The organism is Aequorivita sp. CRS11 (assembly GCF_059693805.1).
Genome location: NZ_JCATIG010000002.1, coordinates 166,542 through 183,871 on the forward strand (window position 1 = coordinate 166,542; position 17,330 = coordinate 183,871).

Consider the following 17,330-nt stretch of genomic DNA (forward strand, 5'->3'; position numbering starts at 1 on the left):
CGATGGCCAACATAAGTGCGGAGATCAACAAGAATGCAAAATTGATGTTTCAGGTAGCAAAACATTCAAAGAACGAAAATTTCGGCAACCTTCTACTGGGAGAGGAAGCTGTAGAGAAAACCAAACCAAAGGATCTGTATCAAAAAAAATTGGAATTTGCTCAGTTGAACGGTTTCAAGGATGTGGCCGCTGCAATTCAGAAACTAGGTAAGGCGGAATTTGAACAGCAATTTAAAGACGAACAGGATGGTGAGGCATTCTAAAATACTCAGAAATATGAAAGCACCATTGGAATTTTTAAAGAAAAAAGGTCTTGTCTCTCCGGATTCAAACGATCTTTTTATCAGAACAAAAAACGGAGGAATTTACTCTCTCTGTACCTTGTTATATGAGTACAAGGAAGAAGGAAGGAAAACAAAATGAATTTCCAACAGCACTTAATGGAACAGGTTGGCGTGATAGATCTGCTATTGCGCTACCTCCCATTTTGTGAAAACCAAGAGGAATTCGACAAGGTAATGGGGGAGGTCCGGAAGCTTAGGAAAGAAGCTGTCGAGATTGAAGAGATGACGAAGACCGAGAGGCAGAAGGAAGTTAAAATTAAATTGATGACGATTGAAAGTGATCTGAATTTTTAAATTCTAATCCGAAAAAAATATCTGTGTATTTTGCTTTTCTCGAGTCATAATCATATTTTTTTTATCAATTTCGACTTTATATAAATCAATTGGATAATCCAATGTTTTAATTATCATCTTAATAATAATTAGTTCATTTCTTTTTAATTCAGAGGTATATAGAATTTCTTTAATTGCTTTACGTATAGGGTATTCAAACCCCTTTTCTCTAATACTAATGTTTCCATATCTACCTAATATACCGAACCTCCATTCATCTTCATAGCTCCAATGTTCTGTTTTTACAGTCAATAGATCTTCAGTATTTTGATTGTTTATAAATAAATCTTTTTTATATCTCATAGGTTTTAGAAAACTATTTGTGATTACTGCATTGTTTTCTGGTTTCATATGATCCATTGCCTTTTCAAGAACGGATTTATCATAACCTAAACAAATACCCTTATAGTTGTCCGCATAGTGTGACCACATTGTTGGATTGTCCCATTTTGTACTGAAGCAAACCACACTCCAAATTTCTATTAAGTGAAGAGGCTCTATTAATTTAGGGTGTGTTAAAATCCTATTATATTTCGGAGCATATGAAAGACCATCAAATGGATCATTTAATATCTCAGCTCTTGCAAAATACATTTGACCAAGAATTTCGCTTAAGGTATTTGCCCAAGAATTTCCTAAAGAACGATATCTATATAATATTTCTGGGTTTTTAATTTTATTATTTTCCATATGTGTAATTTGTAGAATAAAACAATATAGAATTAATTTTCTTTATATTTGCCAAACCAGAATAATTCTTCAAGTCCCACTTTCGGGCACAATATTTCCAAAGCGCATAACGTCGCTTTCTTCCAAATACTTCCTATAAATGCAAAAGGACACTGTTTCGTCCAGGGTGCTGCATACCAAACCTGTGAAATGGCAGGAGCTAACTTTCATCCAAGAGGAGAACTTTAAAGAATGGTTTCCATCGGGTGAGAATAAATTGATGGAGTCCATCCTGAAGTACCAATTCATCGATCCTTTCAAGGGTTGGAGGGATGGTAAAAAACTTTATTGTCTCGATGGCAAGCACAGATATCTGGACCTGATGTTCATCAAGAACCAGGGAGTGGATATTCCCGATGAGCTGCCCGGGACTTTCATTGACTGTAAGGATCTAAAGGAAGCCGCGGAGCTGGTACTGGTATATTCATCGCAATATGCAAAGATTACACAGCAGGGTCTATTTGATTTCGTGAGCAAGTTCGATATCCAGCTGCCCGACCTGAGGGATACCATCCACATACCAGAGTTCTCGATGGAACGCTATGATCAGAAGTTCAATACATACGATACCGACAGCGCCGAGGAACCGCACGTTTATCCAAATGAGGAAAATATAATTGTTAAACCGGGAGATCTGTTCGAGATCAATGGACACCGATTGGTATGCGCTTCATTTCAGAATGTCGAAGCTGTAGCTCAACTGATGCAAGATGATAAAGCCCGAGTGATCAATTGTGACCCACCATATAATCTTCCAGCAGATTTCTTTATCAAGGACAACAAGAAAAAGCACAACCACAAGGATTTTGCCGAAGGGGCAGGGGAGATGAACGATGAGGAATTTATGAAGTTCCTTTCTATGATCATGCAAACCTCTGTTGACAATAGCGTGCCCGGGGCAATCCATTACATCTTTATGGACTTCAGGCACTCTTGGCATATGACCGAAGCCGCGCGCCAGGTATATGGCAATCCACAGCCTAAACAGGTTTGCGTGTGGGCCAAGGATATGATGGCCAATGGTTCTTTCTACCGTGCCCAGCAGGAGCTGTGCTTCATTTTTTCAGATGAGAGGGCAAAAGCATTGTGGAACAAAGATTTAGTCGATGAGGGTGGTGAGTTCTACAAGGATGGTAACGAGTGGTGCTTCATCTTCAAGAACGGCAATGCCGCAAAGCATCTTTCACATCTCGAGCTGAAGGACAGGATCCGCTCCAACGTATGGAGGTATCCATCTGCTATGTCGATGGCCAATCCAGACCGATATGAGTTAAAGAACCATCCAACGCCTAAGCCGGTATCTATGATTGCGGATGCAATTCTCGACACCACAAATGCCGGTGATGTTGTTATAGATTGGTTTCTGGGGTCTGGTACTTGCCTGATCGCGTGTGAGCATACTAAACGAAAGGGAAGGTTCACCGATATTGAGCCATTGTATATTCAGTCTGCAATTATCCGATATATCAACTATTGCAACAAACGAGGTTTAAGTGTTAACTTTAGGCACTTGAACGGAAGTTTGACACTACAAGATTTCGCCCATGAGCAACTACAAGCAACTACTTCAGATAAGGGACCAGATAATTGAATATTTGGAAAAGGAAAAAAGCATCAACGAGGATGCGCTTAAGGCATATGAGCCACAGGCCATTCAGGACGAAGATGCCGAGATCAGAAGGATGAGGGAGCGCGAACGAATCAAACTCAACGATCGGGTCTATGAGCTGAAGCGCCACATCGAGGTGATAAAGCGAATGTACCCAAATGGCCAAAGCCAGTAAATTAGAAGCGGAGAAAAGGGTCTTCACTATTCAGGGCTGGATCATTGATGGTGTCCAGGACTACCTGATTTTGAAACAGGCCACCACACAATGGGGTATCACCCTCAGGCAGGCACGTACCTATCTGAACCGTGCCTATACAAATTGGAAACAGGACACCGATGTCACTATCGACTTGAGAAGACAGGCAAAGATTGCTGAGCTCAAGCAGACCAAAAGAAGCTTGAAGGAAGAGTTCAAGGGCACACCTGCAGGTATCAATGCAATCACAAGAGTTGAGAAACTGATAATCAAGCTTGAGGATCTCGAGCCCGCCAAAAAGCATCAGGTCGATGCCACCGTTGTGCATACCGAAATGACCCGGGAGGAACGTGATGCTTACATAAAGAAAATGCAGGAAAAACTGATAAAGAATGCTAACGTATGAAGAGGCCAAGAAGCTTGAGGAATGTCTTTACCTCAATGATGTGGAGGATTCAAGGGAGCATCTCTTAAAGTTCACGGAGACCACGTTCAGGAAGTTCAAGCCAGCGTGGTTCCATACAAAGTTCTATGACATTTTGGACCGCTTTGCAAATGCGGAGATAAAGAACCTCATTGCATCGATGCCACCACAGCACGGAAAGTCTGAGGGAAGTTCACGGAGGTTACCTGCCTACATTGCAGGAAAACGAATGGATGATAAAATGGCCCTGGTGAGCTATTCCGCTACCAAGTCCGAGAAGTTCGGGCGTGAGATTATGACCATAATGCGCGAACGGGAGTACAAAGATATTTTTCCAGAGGTCAAATATCCCGAGCGTGGGTACACGGGTACCAAGGCGAACACGAACCAGAGCCGTGAATCCATCAACAGTGATGGTTCGATGAGGTTTGTTGGTGTCGGTGGACCGTTGACAGGGGAACCCGTGGACGTGCTGATATTGGATGACCTTTACAAGGACTGGCAGGAGGGTAATTCACCCCTTCAGCAAAAAAAGGTCTGGGAATGGTACCTATCGGTTGCGGATACCCGACTCCACAATGATAGCCAGCAGCTGATCGTCTTCACACGTTGGAGCGAGAACGACCTTATCGCCAAACTCGAGGATGATGGCAAGGTAGTGGAGTGGAACGGCGAGGATGATCTGGATGAAATTATTCGAAAACTGAGGCACGACCAGTTCCTGAAGATTAATTTTCCAGCGATCAAAGAGGATGCACCCAGTTCATTTGACCCACGGGAACCTGGTGAGGCACTTTGGCCAGCTAGGCATTCCATCGAGAAACTGGAATCCTCCAGGGCCATGGATCCCGATATGTTCGACTGTCTCCATCAGGGGAATCCTGTCAACAAGGAAGGCCTTTTGTACCAGAACCCATTCAAAACATATACGCAGTTACCAGCGTACAGGATGCTCAAGAATTATACGGATACGGCAGACACGGGAACGGATTATCTGTGCAGCATCAATTATCTGGTACCCTTGGCAAACACAGATGAGCATTACTACGTCACAGATGTGGTATATACCCAGAAGCCAATGGAGTACACGGAGCCGAAGGTCTCGGAGATGTTGATCAACGGCAAGATCAAAAAAGCAAAGATCGAGAGCAATAATGGGGGAAGGGGCTTTGCACGTAATGTGGACAGGCTTGTTAAAAAAGTTGACCGTACTATAACTGTGGATTGGTTCCATCAAGGTTCGAATAAGGAGGCGAGGATCTTCTCCAACTCAGCAAGTGTTAATCGGCTCATTGTCTTTCCGGATGATTGGCACATTCGATGGCCGGAATTCTATAAGGCGGTCACAAAACATAAAAAGATTTTTGCATCCAACAAGGTTGATGATGCTCCAGATGCGCTCACTGGAATCATAGAGCAGGAAACAAAATCGAGCAATTCAGGATGGGGTTCAAGCCGTACCGCTTAATAAGGGAATGGTTCCTTAAAAAAAACGTAAGGATCCGTGATTATGAATCACTGGGAACTGAGGATAGGGAGTTTGTGGATTACACAATAAAGAACAGTTTAAGGCCCAACCCCCGCCTGAGGATAGGTCGAAAAAAAGTAAGGCCAAAACAGTTTGACCTCTGGGCCATCAGCTGGAGCGATCTCATATTGACAAGGAAATATCTCGGTGATAATGAGATAAAAGAATTGCTGAAGCTGCATTATGGACTCAAGGAAAAAGAGTTTTTGTCACTCAATATGTTCAATGCCTTTGCGGTCTATAAATGGATTGCCGCACGGGTAAAAGAGATCAATGATGTTGAAAAGGCCGAGCTCGATGATGAGCCGACCGATGATGAAAAAGAGGCGGGTGTCCAGGAACTGGAAAGATATGATTATGCCGTGGCACTGGACTCTCTGTCCAAGGGTCAGGTATGGAAGGAGGAGGAACTTTTACAGATGCCTTACTCCGTGATATTTCGGAAGCTTTGTCTAAACAGGGACAAAGCGGAAATCCAAAGAAAATACCAAGAGATTGTTAGTAGAAAAGCTAAAAGAGGCGTGCCAGGATATTAACTGGAACTTCAACTACGGCCGTGGCCATTGGCAGAACCTGAATGATTTTCCAGATGACGGAGAGAAACCATTTGCGCAGCGGGCAAAGTATTTTCTTTTGCTCTGGAAGGACCGGGATTTCATCATCAATGATTTTGGTGCAGTGGTCGGCTACACGTTCGAAGCTGAGGCGGTGCTATGCGTACGGTCAAAGATATCGGATGCTGACTATAACTTCAAGTATGAGGAGCATATAAAGGATCTGGAGACTGAGGTCGAAAAGCTCTTTGAGGAGTTCACCAGCTGTGAGGAAGTTAGCATCAAGCGCTGGAAGGAGATGGAGGTCGAGAATGAATATGATACCAATCTGGACGGCCTCAAGGTGAGGTTTACTGTGGACTTTACAATTGTTTAGATGAAGGTTGAAAGCATTATAGTTCCGATCTACCAAGTGAAATTTCATTTGAAAATCTATGAATATGAGGCAGAGGTATATGTGAACTCCAGAGAATATCCTTTCAAAAATAGAATAGGATGTGTTTATAGGAATGATGACAACGAGCCGGTCATCGTTCTAAATTGGTTTTTTGATCTAACTCCTGCCGAGGTGGCTCATGAAGCTAAACATTTGGTCAATGAAATATTTATTGACATATCAGCTCAATTGGATTTAAATAATGATGAATTTGAATGCTACCTCCTGCAATGGGTTATGGAGGAGATTTATAAAATTAAAGATAAAGTTTATGAAAAATAAATGGCAGGATCGCCTAACGTACGGCATCACATTCGCAACGATAGTCCTATTGATCTTTAAATGGATTGGCTTCATCGAGGCATCTTACTGGGCAGTGTTCGCCCCAATCCTGATTTTGATTGCGGGATTTATAGTGATTCTAATCTTTAGTATAATCGTTGGCTCGATTGCATATGCATTCAGGAGCCATAAGACCAAAAATGACCAAGGAGCAAAAGGAAATATATAACCGTTACCTAGAAAGGTTGAGACTGAAGTTCATCAAGAAATACGACGAGCTCGGCCTTCGTGCGTCCGGGGAATTCGAACGCTCACTGGAACCCGAGGTAACTGATGCCGCCATGACGATGTGGGGCGCTCCTCATTCGTACTATATGGAACACGGTCGCGGACCGGGAGGATGGCCACCTCGAAAAAACATTGAAGAATGGATCGAGGTGAAAAAAGGATTGCCGGCAATTTTCAGAGAGAAGAAAAAACAGTACGCATTCCTGATTGCCCGTAAGATAGCCAAGGAAGGGATCAAGGTTCCCAATGAGCACAACCCGGGCTATGTTATTGATTCTGTGGTAAAGGATTTTCTCGCAAACGATATTTATGAAATGCTCAACGAACTGGGCGAAATATTTCTTACCCGTATCCGTGCCGATGTGGTCGGAATCCTTCGGGACAGTTATACACGTGCAGCATAATGATACAATTCCAGAAGTCCATCCCAACCGATAAGATCTTATGGGCATTTAACAACAATGTAATCAAGTACCGTGATACGGCGGTGGCTAATGCTACCCACAGTATTCTCTCCACGGCCCATTTCTCCGTTACCTTATACCCAGACCCGGACGGTTATTTTACCTTTAATTTTAAAGAATATCTCAAAGCAATTGTAGCGCAGGACAAATTTGTTGATAATCTCGAATTGTCAATAAGCAACAATATCTCCTCCCTGGTTTACGATGCCACGAGCCTTGAATATTGGAATCTGGAAGCAACTTTGAGTGTTCATTCCCAAGTTACTGATGGTGAAGAAATGATAAAGAACTATAAGTTCCTCAGGGGGGTCATTCAAATCGAGGACTATAAGCGAAGGGAAACATATCAGGAGGGATTTTTTATACTTGCCAATCCAAATAAAGGTACCAATAATAACTATAAATTGAATTATTGGCCCGGTTATCCGATGGATGTCTCCTTTCTTTCTTCCTCTGGGGTCATGACGGTCAACAACATAACGAATGCTATTTCCATGAACGTGACAATTCCGACGAATAAGAAGGTAACACGTCTTGCATTCTGTGATGGGAGCCACGATGAAACAATCGAGGACTTTCTTCCTTTGAGTTTTGGGCATAATAGATTACGATTGTCAAAACATCAATTGCCATCAGTTGATCCTATCTTCGTTAATGTTGAAAAGCACACACCGCGATGTGGTATCTATGTAAAATATCGTACCCAGTTAGGAGGGTGGGGCTATTGGTTGTTCCATCAGAATCACAACCGTGCCCGTAATGTTAAGGACGGTGATGAACTGGAGAATGACTGGAACAATTTGGACGAAACATTTGCCCCAACAATTCAGACCGGGGCAGAATCCTCACAGGATACGATCAAGGCACTGGCACATCGTCTCACTTTGGAAGATGTGCGCGCACTCGAATATATCATTGAAAGCCCTAAGGTCTATCTCTATGTTGCGGAACGATTTTCACAGGGCTCACAACTTTCCGTTGATCAGGTTCCATTGGCAAAGAGATGGATTGAAGTCAAGTGCATGACACGAAAGCTTGATATCCATCAGCCCAAAAAACATAAATATTCATTCCTGATGGAGTTCGCCCTACCGGCACGTTATCGAGTGTCGTTAACATGATAAGACTCATCATCAACGGAATGGAGATGGATACCGATGCAAGCACGGACATCGCCCAGACCAAACAGACCAACGATATCACCAATATCGAAACCAAGCAAACGAATTATACCAATTCCTTCAATCTGCCCAAGACGCCTACAAATGTCGCGAATATGGAATATTTATCATTGGTTGGAAATACCTCTGAGGTTCCGTACAAAAAAAATGAGTGCTATCTCTACGATCGTGAGACCGGGGAATGTTTCGTTTGGAAGGGTTGGGCAATCATCAAGGAAACTACGGACTATTACAGGACCTATGTCTATGATGGTAACCTTGATCTTTTCAAGACTATTGAGAACTTCATATTAAAGGATCTCGATCTGAGTGACCTTGAACATGCGAAAGATCTGGCCACCGTGATGGCCAGTTGGTCAAATGAAATTTATCGATACATCATCGCGGACTATGGAGGAAAGACAGCTTTTGGGGGACCAGAGAAAATCAACATTGATTATCTGACGCCCTCGGTTCGGGTGAATTGGCTTTGGGACAAGTTGTTCGAACATTTTGGTATAACGTACTCTGGTTCGGTTTTCCAGACCGAGGACTTTATCAATTTTTGGATGACCTATCCCAAGGGTCTCGAAACAAGTGGAGGAGATGTTTTGGTATTGGAGACATCAGACTATGATTATGAGATCCAGGTAGTGAGAGCTGGTCCAACTTTTCCAATTGAAGCTGCCTATTACGCCAAGGCATTGACATGGGATGAGGGACCGGCCTATTTTGGTTTTCCAAGTCGTATACATATGATGGTCGGAGAAGCTGGTACGTATCGAGTTGATATATCGGGCACAATTGTAACGCAATTGTCAGGTGAGGACAATGCAGTTGTTCTTGTCGGTAAAAACACGGTAGGAATCCTCCCAAACAATGTGACCCCAATTGGCGCAAACTTGTCTTTTGTTCTCATTGGTGAGGAGTTCAGTACCTCCTTCATCTTTGATCTTAATGTCTATGATACTGTCAGCATCGTAATCAAGGGATATCCGAACGGGATTTTTTTATTGGATGAAGACGAGACAGATTTTAATGTGGTTTTTACAAAGGTGAATCCTGTTGTCATTGATTTTGGAGAAGCTTTCATCGATTTTTCCGCCACAGATTTCGTTAAGGAGGTGATGGCTGAATTCGGCCTTTCACTATTCAAGGACAAATACAGAAACCATTACCAGTTCCTCACAATGGACGAGCGTTTGCAGTCGGCCGATGTTGTTGACTGGTCCGAAAAGTACCAGGGAAAGATAGGAGAAAATTACATCTATGGTAGCTACGCCCAACAAAATCTTCTCAAGCATAAATACAATGAGGAGAATGCAAACTATAATGATGGAGCCATTGTAATTGATAACGTAAACCTAGAGGATTCCAAGCCGTTGTTCCAGTCGAAGGTCTATACTCCAGAACGTTTGCCCGTTGACTATTTTGGAAGGCCCACCCTGGTATACAAGACATTTGACAAGCAGATCAAGAATGATGGCTCGGTAACTTACAAGTCACTCGATAAACGATTTTATTTTATGAAGAGCGTACCGTACATCTTTGGGGCAGGATTGAAGATAGGTTCTGAGCAGCTCGGTACCGAAGCGACTTTAACAGGGGCAGTAGCTGTAGAGGGTTATGGTCGAATCGCGTTCAAGGACATTATATCAAATCGCTACAGTTCAATTTTGAATGTACTGAATCGATCCCTTTTGGTAAAGGCCGTGATGAACCTAAATGTGAAAGATGTCGCAAACGTAGACTTCAGAAAAAAATATTTCATTGAACAGCTGGCCAGTAATTTCATGTTGAACAAGATAAGCAGCTTTAGAAAGGGTCAGAAAACAAGTGTAGAACTTGTGCGCATCGTTGACAACCTTAATATTCCTAGACCGATTATAACTTTCGGGTCAGGATTTACCGAATGGACCCTCGCTCTGGGTGAGTCAGTAGATGTTTGGTTGAACAATATTTACAACACGGATTATGTGATTCTTACCATTGAGCATCCTGATGCAGTGAAAATTTCAGATTACCAATGGAGGATCACACCATCCTCTTTGGGAGAGCAATATATAACCTTGACGGTTAACAACAACGGCGCTGAAAGCGCAAGTAATACACTTACCCTCACCGTAACTGGAGGTGAGGTCTAGATTTCGGGAACCATTCCCATCGCCAATATATTTAGAATGGCATCGGAAAGAATAAAACTATTTGAAGCGGATATCGATGTTGATGGTATCATCAAGAAATCGGTGGAGCTTAAGCAGGCAATATTGGATGCAAAGGATGCACAGGTCGTGGCGAAGATTCAGTATGGAGAGGCTTCAAAGGAATATATCAAGGCTGAAGCTGCTGTTAAGAAACTTTCAACTGAGTACCGTGTTAACCAGCAACAGGTCTCAAACCTTACAAGTGCTTCTGGCCAAATGTTAACCGTTACCCAAAAGCTCGATGCAGCACTGGCTAAACAGATTGTTACAGAAAATGGGGCCATTGAGAACAACAAGGAGCTCAGGCGCTTGAAAAAAGATGTCAATGCCACTACTGAGGAAGGTAAAAAGGTAATCGATGAAATCAATAAGAAAATTGATGAGAATACTGAATTCCTGAAGGAGAATGCGGATGCCTATGTAACCCAAAAAATGGAGATCGGTAACTATAAGAACCAAATTATGGAGGCTTATCAGGAACTCAATATCTTCAATGGAGGTTTTATCGGTTTTATTTCCAGGGCACAGCAGGCAGGAGGCGTTGTTCCAATGGTTACAAAATCTCTAAAGGCTATGACAAGTGCCATAGGTGGAATCACCAAGGCATCATTGGCTTTCATTGCAACTCCCATCGGAGCCGTGGTGGCCGCAATTGGGATAGTACTTGGATTGGTAATAAACTATCTGAAAAATACACAAGCTGGTATCGATGCCGTGACAGCTGTCACACGTCCTCTGTCGGCAATATTCCAGACACTAATTGGCATATTACAGCAAGTAGGTGAGTTTCTATTCAAGGCGTTCTCCAACCCAAAGAAGACCATTACCGAGGTTTACGATTTCGTAAAGGATAAGGTTATCAAGGTATTTGAGGGCTACTGGAAGATTCTGTCCGGAATTGCTACTCTTGATTTCACCAAAGCAAAGGAGGGACTGTCCGATATCAACGATGTGGCCGTGGAAGGTATCAATTCAATAAAGAATGCCGCAGGCGCGATTGGCGATACATTTGCCGAGGCATACAAGAAGGGCCAGCGGATCGATGAGCTCCAAAAGCAATTCGAGCGCAGGGAAATTGACATCATCGCGTGGAGGGCCGAGCAGGAGATCCAGCTGAAGAAATTGGAGAACATCCAAAAAAACCAGTTGCTTTCAGCTGAGCAAAGAAATGCTGCAATTGAGGAGGGCGAAAAGATTGCCAAGGAAATGGTGGCCCGGGAGAATGAGATACTCGACCTTCAGATTGAGCAATTGAAAATAAAGCAATCCCTCAATGACACTTCCCGGGAAGAGGAAAAGCAACTTCAGGAACTTGTTGCGCAGCGAATCAAAAATGAATCGATCATACTTGACGTGGAGAAGAAAGCGCTGGGCGATAAAAAGCAACTAGCAACTGAAGCAGCCAACGCGGCAAAACAGGCCCAAGCTGAACGTGAGGCAGCTGCCCAAAAGGCATTTGACGAGTCCATTAAAAAACAGCAGTTAGATCTTCAGATTTATCTTGAGAGCCAAGGTATCAAAAAGCGTACGATGGCCGAAGAGCTCAAACTAGCGGAGGAGAATTCCGCCAAGCTCATTGAGATCGAACGGCAAAAACTCCTGAAGAAAAAAATCACTGAAGAGGAATTCAGGCTCTTTGTCCTGCAGTCGGAAAATGAACTGGCCAGACAGCGTTCAGAGATTGCCGTGGACAATCTGGACCGCGAGCTCCAGGCATTCAAAAAGGCTCATGAGGAAAAACTGGTAGAGGGTAAATTCTATTCTGAAGAGGTCTATGCCCGTGAACAGGAACGGCTTGCATTATTGCTTGAGCAGGAGAGTGAATACTTGGCCAAAAAACTTGAGCTTGGTGTTATCAATCAGGTTGAATACAATGATGCCATTAATTCAATCAATGAGGCGAACCAACTCGCATTGGATGAAGCAAAGAAGGCGAGGGAAGAGGCTGAAAAGGAAAAGCAGGCCGTTGACCTGGAAAACAAACGAGCAGCCCAACTTGAAAATTTAGAATATGATCTGGAGTTCCAGTTGATGGAACTTGACCGAAAACGTCAACAGGAAATTGAGGCCGCAGAGAAGACTGGGGCAGATCTCGCATTGATTGAGGCAAAGTATGCCAAACAACGAGAGGCTATTGAACGAGCGGTTCAGGACAATAAGCTAAGCCTTGCTGAACAGACAGCAGGAAGTCTGGCTACTATCGTTGGAAAGGAAACTGCCTTGGGTAAAGCAGCTGCGATAGCCCAGACTACTATCGAGACCTATAAAGCTGCAGTATCTGCTTATTCCGCGATGTCCGCAATTCCTGTAGTTGGTCCGGTACTCGGGGCAATTGCTGCAGGTGCGGCTATAGCCTTAGGTATATCCAACGTTAAAAAAATAGTTTCCACCAAAACGCCAAAAGCGGAAAGAGGAGCTGTATTCAATATCGGCGGTAGAAGGCACAGCCAAGGTGGAACCAAATTCTACGGCGAGGATGGTACCGCATTTGAAGCGGAGAAGGACGAGAAAATGTTCATCCTGAACCGTCAGGCATCCGCAGCGATTGGGCCATTGCTTTCGGATATCAACCAGCAATACGGAGGTGTATCTCTTTCACGAGCTTCAAGTTATTTAGCTTCGGGAGGACAGGTTCTTCGTGCAGCATCGACATCACAACAGCCTGAGTTCGATTTCGATCTTATGGCAGAGATTGTTGGTGAAGGTGTGAGACAGGGAAGCCGTGAAGGATCCTTGGAAGGTTCGAGCCGTGGAACCTATTCGGGTATAGTGGATAAAGAAACTAACGAAGCAATCGCCGCGGGCGCAAATTTCTGATGGGAAAGGTTAGTGACATAATCGATGGATGGAAAAACTATTTCCAGGGAAGCGATCCAGTGAATCTCGAAACGGCAAAGGAGAGGGCCGGTATTTGTATCGAATGCCCGGCAATTAAAAAAGGGTTGCACGCTGCAATTCTTCCGGATAAACAGATTTCCCAAATCAAAGGTTTCTATTGTGGCGAATGTGGATGTCCATTGTCCACGGCCGTAAGGAGTTCGGGCTATGAGTGCCCGCGAAAAAAATGGTAGATGCTTTATACCAAACTGAAAAGAAGAATTAAATCAATAAAGGAATTGCAGGACCTTGGAGTTGTTTCACCAACGGTACTTCGGAATATTGAAATCTTTGAGGAGTTCCACAGGCATCCAGAGCTCTGCGTTGTGTGTAGATATGATGCACTTGCGGAAGCTTATGGATTGAAGGATGGTAGCAGTATCAGGAAAATTATTGCTGAACTTTCAAAATAACTCTAACCTCTACCTAACTATTTTTTACTCCTAAGGAATAAACCACCACAAATATCCATGATATGGCTTATAAACATATAATGATTAAATGTTGATTCAAACTCAACGTCTCCCACCTTTAATATCAACTCTTCATCAGGATTCATTTCTCTTCGTAAAATACTTTTATAAATAGTTGGGTCAATATCATTTTTTAATTTTTCAAAAAGTTTTTTATCATAATGAAGATTATGGGATATACTATTTCTTAATTTATTTAATAAAGAAATTTTATCCTCAAGAGAAAATTTATCTTTGAATAAACCTAACACTTTTGCAATTAATAACTTATCCGAAAATCTTAATTTCAATTTGTTAAAGTCAAGTTTCTCTATAGCTAATTCATTTATTGCATTTTCTAAATAAAATTCCGTTAAAATGTGGCCTTTTAATATTAGGTTGTCAATATCTTTACATGAAGTTAATTGTTTCAGAAGTTCATCTTTAAACATACGTTCGTCCTTTGAATTTGCTTCAGAAACTAACATTTTAAAATAATTTTTTAATTTTATTTTCAGCCCGAACATCTTCCGGCATTTTTATTTTATCTACTGGCACTCCTTCGCCTTCCTTTTCAAGCCAATCGAGATATTCCTCATAGTTCTGATCATTTTTATTTTTGAACTTGTGATAACGGATGTAGGGGTTTTCATCTCGGAGTGCTTTCCGCTTTTTATTAATGGAGAATACCCGTAACATCTGCTTCGCGGTTTGTTGGATTAGAATCGCAACAACAGCTATAAACAGCAATATGAATATCAATTTCCACATCTAATATTCATCTACTGATTCTAGTTTCCATTCATCTTCTAATGATTCGCGATGAAATGTAAATTTCCATCCATTTGGAGAATGGGTTGGGACTTTACCTGTATGGTTGATTAACACATTCATTCTGTGGTCTACCGGAAAGATGACATGTCCTTTTCTATCCGTTAGCTCTTTTCGAACGTGATTAAATGCAATCACCTCTGCTTGAGGATAATTGTCAGCTGGATTTAATTCTTTCATAATGTAAATATAATCAATTAGGAATTTCCTTTCCTAACTACCTGCCAAAAATCAACCTTAGTTTTGAAACAAATTAGAGAAAGCTCGAAATGCACTTCAAAACAACTCCAGTATTTTCCAAATCCAAAAATATTAATGTCGACCGTGAGAACGGTGTCGTTAAAAATGTGGTTATACTGAAGGAAGGCGCCAACAAAAATGGCACCCACTTCGGACTGAAATATCTTGAAGCTTTGGCCCAAGGGGCTAATGAGCAAAAGCAAGGTGTAAAATCCCGTTTCGGGCATCCCAATATGTGCAGCACCTCACTGGGTAGTTTTATTGGGAGATATAAAAATTTCCGATTCGAAAAGAACAAAGTTTTTGCCGATCTCCATTTAGATCCAATTTCTAAAAAGACCGATGTTGACGGAAAGGGAATATCAATGTTCGAATATGTGATGGATATGGCGGAGACCAATCCTGACATGTTCGGTAATTCAATCCACATTCCGATTCCAGAATATGAAAATGAGCCGGTCGAAATCGAGGGTAAGAAGTTCAGCTCGCACATCTATAATGGAATTGTTGCTTCCGATGTGGTCGATGATCCAGCTGCGACCGATAGCCTCTTCTCTAACTCCAATGACCTGGGAATAATCGTTACCGATTTCTTGGATAACAACCCAACAATCTTTGACGTGATTCAGAAGGATCCATCCATAGTGGAGGATTTTTTTGACCGCTATATTAATTACCTAAACCTATTTAAAAACAATGAAAAGATGAGTTTCTTAGACAAACTAAAAAAGAAATTCAGTGCGAACGAGACGTTCGATGTCGAGGAAACAACCGCGGCGGGAGACATAATCACGATCGTTACTGAAGACGAAAACCCAAAGGTTGGCGACCAAGTCAACGATTCTGAGGGTAAGCCGCTCCCTGATGGTGATGTGGTTTTGAAGGATGGCTCGACACTGGTGATTGCCGGTGGTAAGATTGCCGAGATAAAGGATGCCGAGGCTGATCCTCCACCTCCCGATGAAGAGCCTACAATGGCAGAGATGATGCAGAGCTTTAATGCAATGCGAAAATCTTTTGACAAGTTCCAGACGACCTACAAAAAGGATCTGAAGGAAAGCCAAGAAGGCATGGAACTTATTGCCGACCAGGTACAGAAGTTCGATGGCCGTTTGACTACGTTGGCCAAATCGGTCACTTCCAAAAAAACCACATATGAGGCCGAGCCTCCAGCAGGTGGAAAGAAAAAGAATAATGCCAGTGGCTACGATCCCGACAAGGTTCGTGAAGCTCGCGAAAACCGTAAAAAGAAGTAAGCCATGGAATTAAAATCAGCTTTTCAACTTTTGGCCACGGATGAAAGATTCATCCAGGACACACGAGAGATCATCGTAAATGATCTGTTTCACCAACCGACAAACGAATTCTTTACTATCGTTCCCGGGATCAAGGGAGGCCAGCAAGTGGCAGCGAGGAAAGGATTTGAGTACGTTACCACAAAATCCGCAGGTTGCGGTGGAAATGGAATCTCACCATCGTTTCCTGCATTTAGCCAGTTCTGGAATCCTACACTCCAGGAGGTAAAACTGAACTATTGCTATGATGATTTTATGGGACAGTTCACCCAGTGGGCATTGGCCAATGGACATGACATCAAGAACCTGGAGGGTACTGAATTAGGAATGTTCATTCAGGACCACGTTACCAAGGCAATGGAGCTTGATCTTTTGAGAATCATTCTCTTGGGTGATAAGGATATCGCTGCTCAGGACATCCTGACCGATGAGGCGACTTTCGCGAAGTTTTACAATACCATTGACAAGGGACTTATCCCAACGCTTCAGTATTTGTCAACGCTTCCGGAGTTTGCCGATGCGTTCATCGATCTTCCTCAGAACGATGCCGCTTCAATCGCACTTCAGAACACGTTTGCAAGTGAGGATGCATTGAACATCTATGAAGAAGTTTTGGACCAGTACGATTTCGATAGTGACATTTTATTGACCTCGAACCGTCTCTTCAAATCCTATAAAAAGTGGGTAAAACGTGCCAATGGGTACGGTCTCCAGTCCAATGTGGACTTGACAATGAAAGGAATAAAAGACCTTTCAATTGATGGAGAGGCTTTGAAGCCGATCGTTAACTATGACCGTTGGAAGCAAAAGGATTTCATTGTTGACAATGATCCAGATCCTGACACTATCCACCTTCCTCACTTTGCTTTGAATACCCGAAAGGAGTACCTTCAGGTAGGTGTGGATAGCGAGGCAGCTTTATCTGATCTTCGTCTGGAGTACATCGGTGGCGCAGATGAGACATTCTGGATCAAAGCAAATTATATGCTTGATTTCAAGATGGTGAACCCTTATGCGTTAAAAGCCGCATTATAAAAATTTTGTCTAACTAAGGGGGCCTAGCGCCCCCTTTCAACAATATTAA

Annotated in this window: 20 protein-coding genes; 16 read left to right on the forward strand and 4 right to left on the reverse strand. The window is 42.7% G+C overall.

The features are described 5' to 3' along the window. The first annotated feature begins 2 nt into the window (after positions 1-2). Positions 3-263, forward strand: coding sequence for a hypothetical protein (locus tag AC58DT_RS03960; RefSeq protein ID WP_497215517.1), 261 nt, complete (start codon positions 3-5; stop codon positions 261-263). A 177-nt stretch (positions 264-440) separates the two neighbouring features. Next, the gene (locus AC58DT_RS03965; protein WP_497215518.1) at positions 441-638 is read left to right on the forward strand and encodes a hypothetical protein; all 198 of its coding nucleotides are present in this window, start codon (positions 441-443) and stop codon (positions 636-638) included. Positions 639-641: 3 nt separating this feature from the next. On the opposite strand, the gene AC58DT_RS03970 is transcribed toward AC58DT_RS03965, so the two are convergent. Beyond that, positions 642-1,367 carry a DUF2971 domain-containing protein gene (locus AC58DT_RS03970; protein WP_497215519.1) on the reverse strand — a complete coding sequence of 242 codons (726 nt, stop codon included), beginning with the start codon at positions 1,365-1,367 and terminating at the stop codon, positions 642-644. A 139-nt stretch (positions 1,368-1,506) separates the two neighbouring features. Between AC58DT_RS03970 and AC58DT_RS03975 the strand changes: the two genes are divergently transcribed. The 12 genes from AC58DT_RS03975 (at position 1,507) to AC58DT_RS04030 (ending at position 13,841) form a co-directional block, all read left to right on the forward strand. Then, the gene (locus AC58DT_RS03975; protein ID WP_497215520.1) at positions 1,507-2,997 is read left to right on the forward strand and encodes a DNA-methyltransferase; all 1,491 of its coding nucleotides are present in this window, start codon (positions 1,507-1,509) and stop codon (positions 2,995-2,997) included. Then, complete coding sequence (locus tag AC58DT_RS03980) at positions 2,951-3,190, forward strand: hypothetical protein (protein ID WP_497215521.1); 240 nt, start codon at positions 2,951-2,953, stop codon at positions 3,188-3,190. Before AC58DT_RS03975 ends, AC58DT_RS03980 begins: the two co-directional genes overlap by 47 nt. Then, positions 3,174-3,617, forward strand: coding sequence for a hypothetical protein (locus AC58DT_RS03985; RefSeq protein WP_497215522.1), 444 nt, complete (start codon positions 3,174-3,176; stop codon positions 3,615-3,617). Before AC58DT_RS03980 ends, AC58DT_RS03985 begins: the two co-directional genes overlap by 17 nt. After that, a complete protein-coding gene (gene terL / locus AC58DT_RS03990) occupies positions 3,604-5,103 on the forward strand; it encodes a phage terminase large subunit (protein WP_497215523.1) in 1,500 nt (499 codons plus the stop codon). Before AC58DT_RS03985 ends, terL begins: the two co-directional genes overlap by 14 nt. Further along, positions 5,079-5,699, forward strand: a complete 621-nt coding sequence (locus AC58DT_RS03995) for a hypothetical protein (RefSeq protein ID WP_497215524.1) — start codon at positions 5,079-5,081, stop codon at positions 5,697-5,699. The genes terL and AC58DT_RS03995 overlap by 25 nt, the downstream gene beginning before the upstream one ends. Continuing rightward, positions 5,659-6,093 carry a hypothetical protein gene (locus tag AC58DT_RS04000; RefSeq protein WP_497215525.1) on the forward strand — a complete coding sequence of 145 codons (435 nt, stop codon included), beginning with the start codon at positions 5,659-5,661 and terminating at the stop codon, positions 6,091-6,093. The genes AC58DT_RS03995 and AC58DT_RS04000 overlap by 41 nt, the downstream gene beginning before the upstream one ends. Next, on the forward strand, positions 6,094-6,435 hold the full coding sequence (locus tag AC58DT_RS04005; RefSeq protein WP_497215526.1) for a hypothetical protein: 342 nt from the start codon (positions 6,094-6,096) through the stop codon (positions 6,433-6,435). A gap of 173 nt (positions 6,436-6,608) precedes the next feature. Beyond that, positions 6,609-7,127 carry a hypothetical protein gene (locus AC58DT_RS04010; protein ID WP_497215527.1) on the forward strand — a complete coding sequence of 173 codons (519 nt, stop codon included), beginning with the start codon at positions 6,609-6,611 and terminating at the stop codon, positions 7,125-7,127. Beyond that, entirely contained in the window at positions 7,127-8,308 is a 1,182-nt protein-coding gene (locus tag AC58DT_RS04015; RefSeq protein ID WP_497215528.1) for a hypothetical protein, read from the forward strand. The genes AC58DT_RS04010 and AC58DT_RS04015 overlap by 1 nt, the downstream gene beginning before the upstream one ends. Next, positions 8,305-10,491 carry a hypothetical protein gene (locus tag AC58DT_RS04020; protein WP_497215529.1) on the forward strand — a complete coding sequence of 729 codons (2,187 nt, stop codon included), beginning with the start codon at positions 8,305-8,307 and terminating at the stop codon, positions 10,489-10,491. Before AC58DT_RS04015 ends, AC58DT_RS04020 begins: the two co-directional genes overlap by 4 nt. A 36-nt stretch (positions 10,492-10,527) precedes the next feature. Further along, positions 10,528-13,368 carry a coiled-coil domain-containing protein gene (locus AC58DT_RS04025; RefSeq protein WP_497215530.1) on the forward strand — a complete coding sequence of 947 codons (2,841 nt, stop codon included), beginning with the start codon at positions 10,528-10,530 and terminating at the stop codon, positions 13,366-13,368. 254 nt (positions 13,369-13,622) lie between these two features. After that, positions 13,623-13,841 carry a hypothetical protein gene (locus AC58DT_RS04030; RefSeq protein WP_497215531.1) on the forward strand — a complete coding sequence of 73 codons (219 nt, stop codon included), beginning with the start codon at positions 13,623-13,625 and terminating at the stop codon, positions 13,839-13,841. A gap of 17 nt (positions 13,842-13,858) precedes the next feature. Here AC58DT_RS04030 and AC58DT_RS04035 read toward each other — a convergent pair whose 3' ends face one another. From AC58DT_RS04035 to AC58DT_RS04045, 3 genes are all read right to left on the reverse strand, one after another. Then, a complete protein-coding gene (locus tag AC58DT_RS04035) occupies positions 13,859-14,368 on the reverse strand; it encodes a hypothetical protein (protein ID WP_497215532.1) in 510 nt (169 codons plus the stop codon). A 1-nt stretch (position 14,369) separates the two neighbouring features. Further along, positions 14,370-14,579 carry a hypothetical protein gene (locus AC58DT_RS04040; protein WP_497215533.1) on the reverse strand — a complete coding sequence of 70 codons (210 nt, stop codon included), beginning with the start codon at positions 14,577-14,579 and terminating at the stop codon, positions 14,370-14,372. A gap of 72 nt (positions 14,580-14,651) precedes the next feature. After that, positions 14,652-14,891, reverse strand: coding sequence for a hypothetical protein (locus tag AC58DT_RS04045; RefSeq protein ID WP_497215534.1), 240 nt, complete (start codon positions 14,889-14,891; stop codon positions 14,652-14,654). An 89-nt stretch (positions 14,892-14,980) separates the two neighbouring features. On the opposite strand from AC58DT_RS04045, the gene AC58DT_RS04050 reads away from it, so the two are divergent. Both AC58DT_RS04050 and AC58DT_RS04055 read left to right on the forward strand, forming a co-directional pair. Beyond that, the gene (locus tag AC58DT_RS04050; RefSeq protein WP_497215535.1) at positions 14,981-16,207 is read left to right on the forward strand and encodes a hypothetical protein; all 1,227 of its coding nucleotides are present in this window, start codon (positions 14,981-14,983) and stop codon (positions 16,205-16,207) included. A gap of 147 nt (positions 16,208-16,354) precedes the next feature. Further along, positions 16,355-17,281, forward strand: coding sequence for a hypothetical protein (locus tag AC58DT_RS04055; protein WP_497215536.1), 927 nt, complete (start codon positions 16,355-16,357; stop codon positions 17,279-17,281). Positions 17,282-17,330 lie beyond the last annotated feature (49 nt).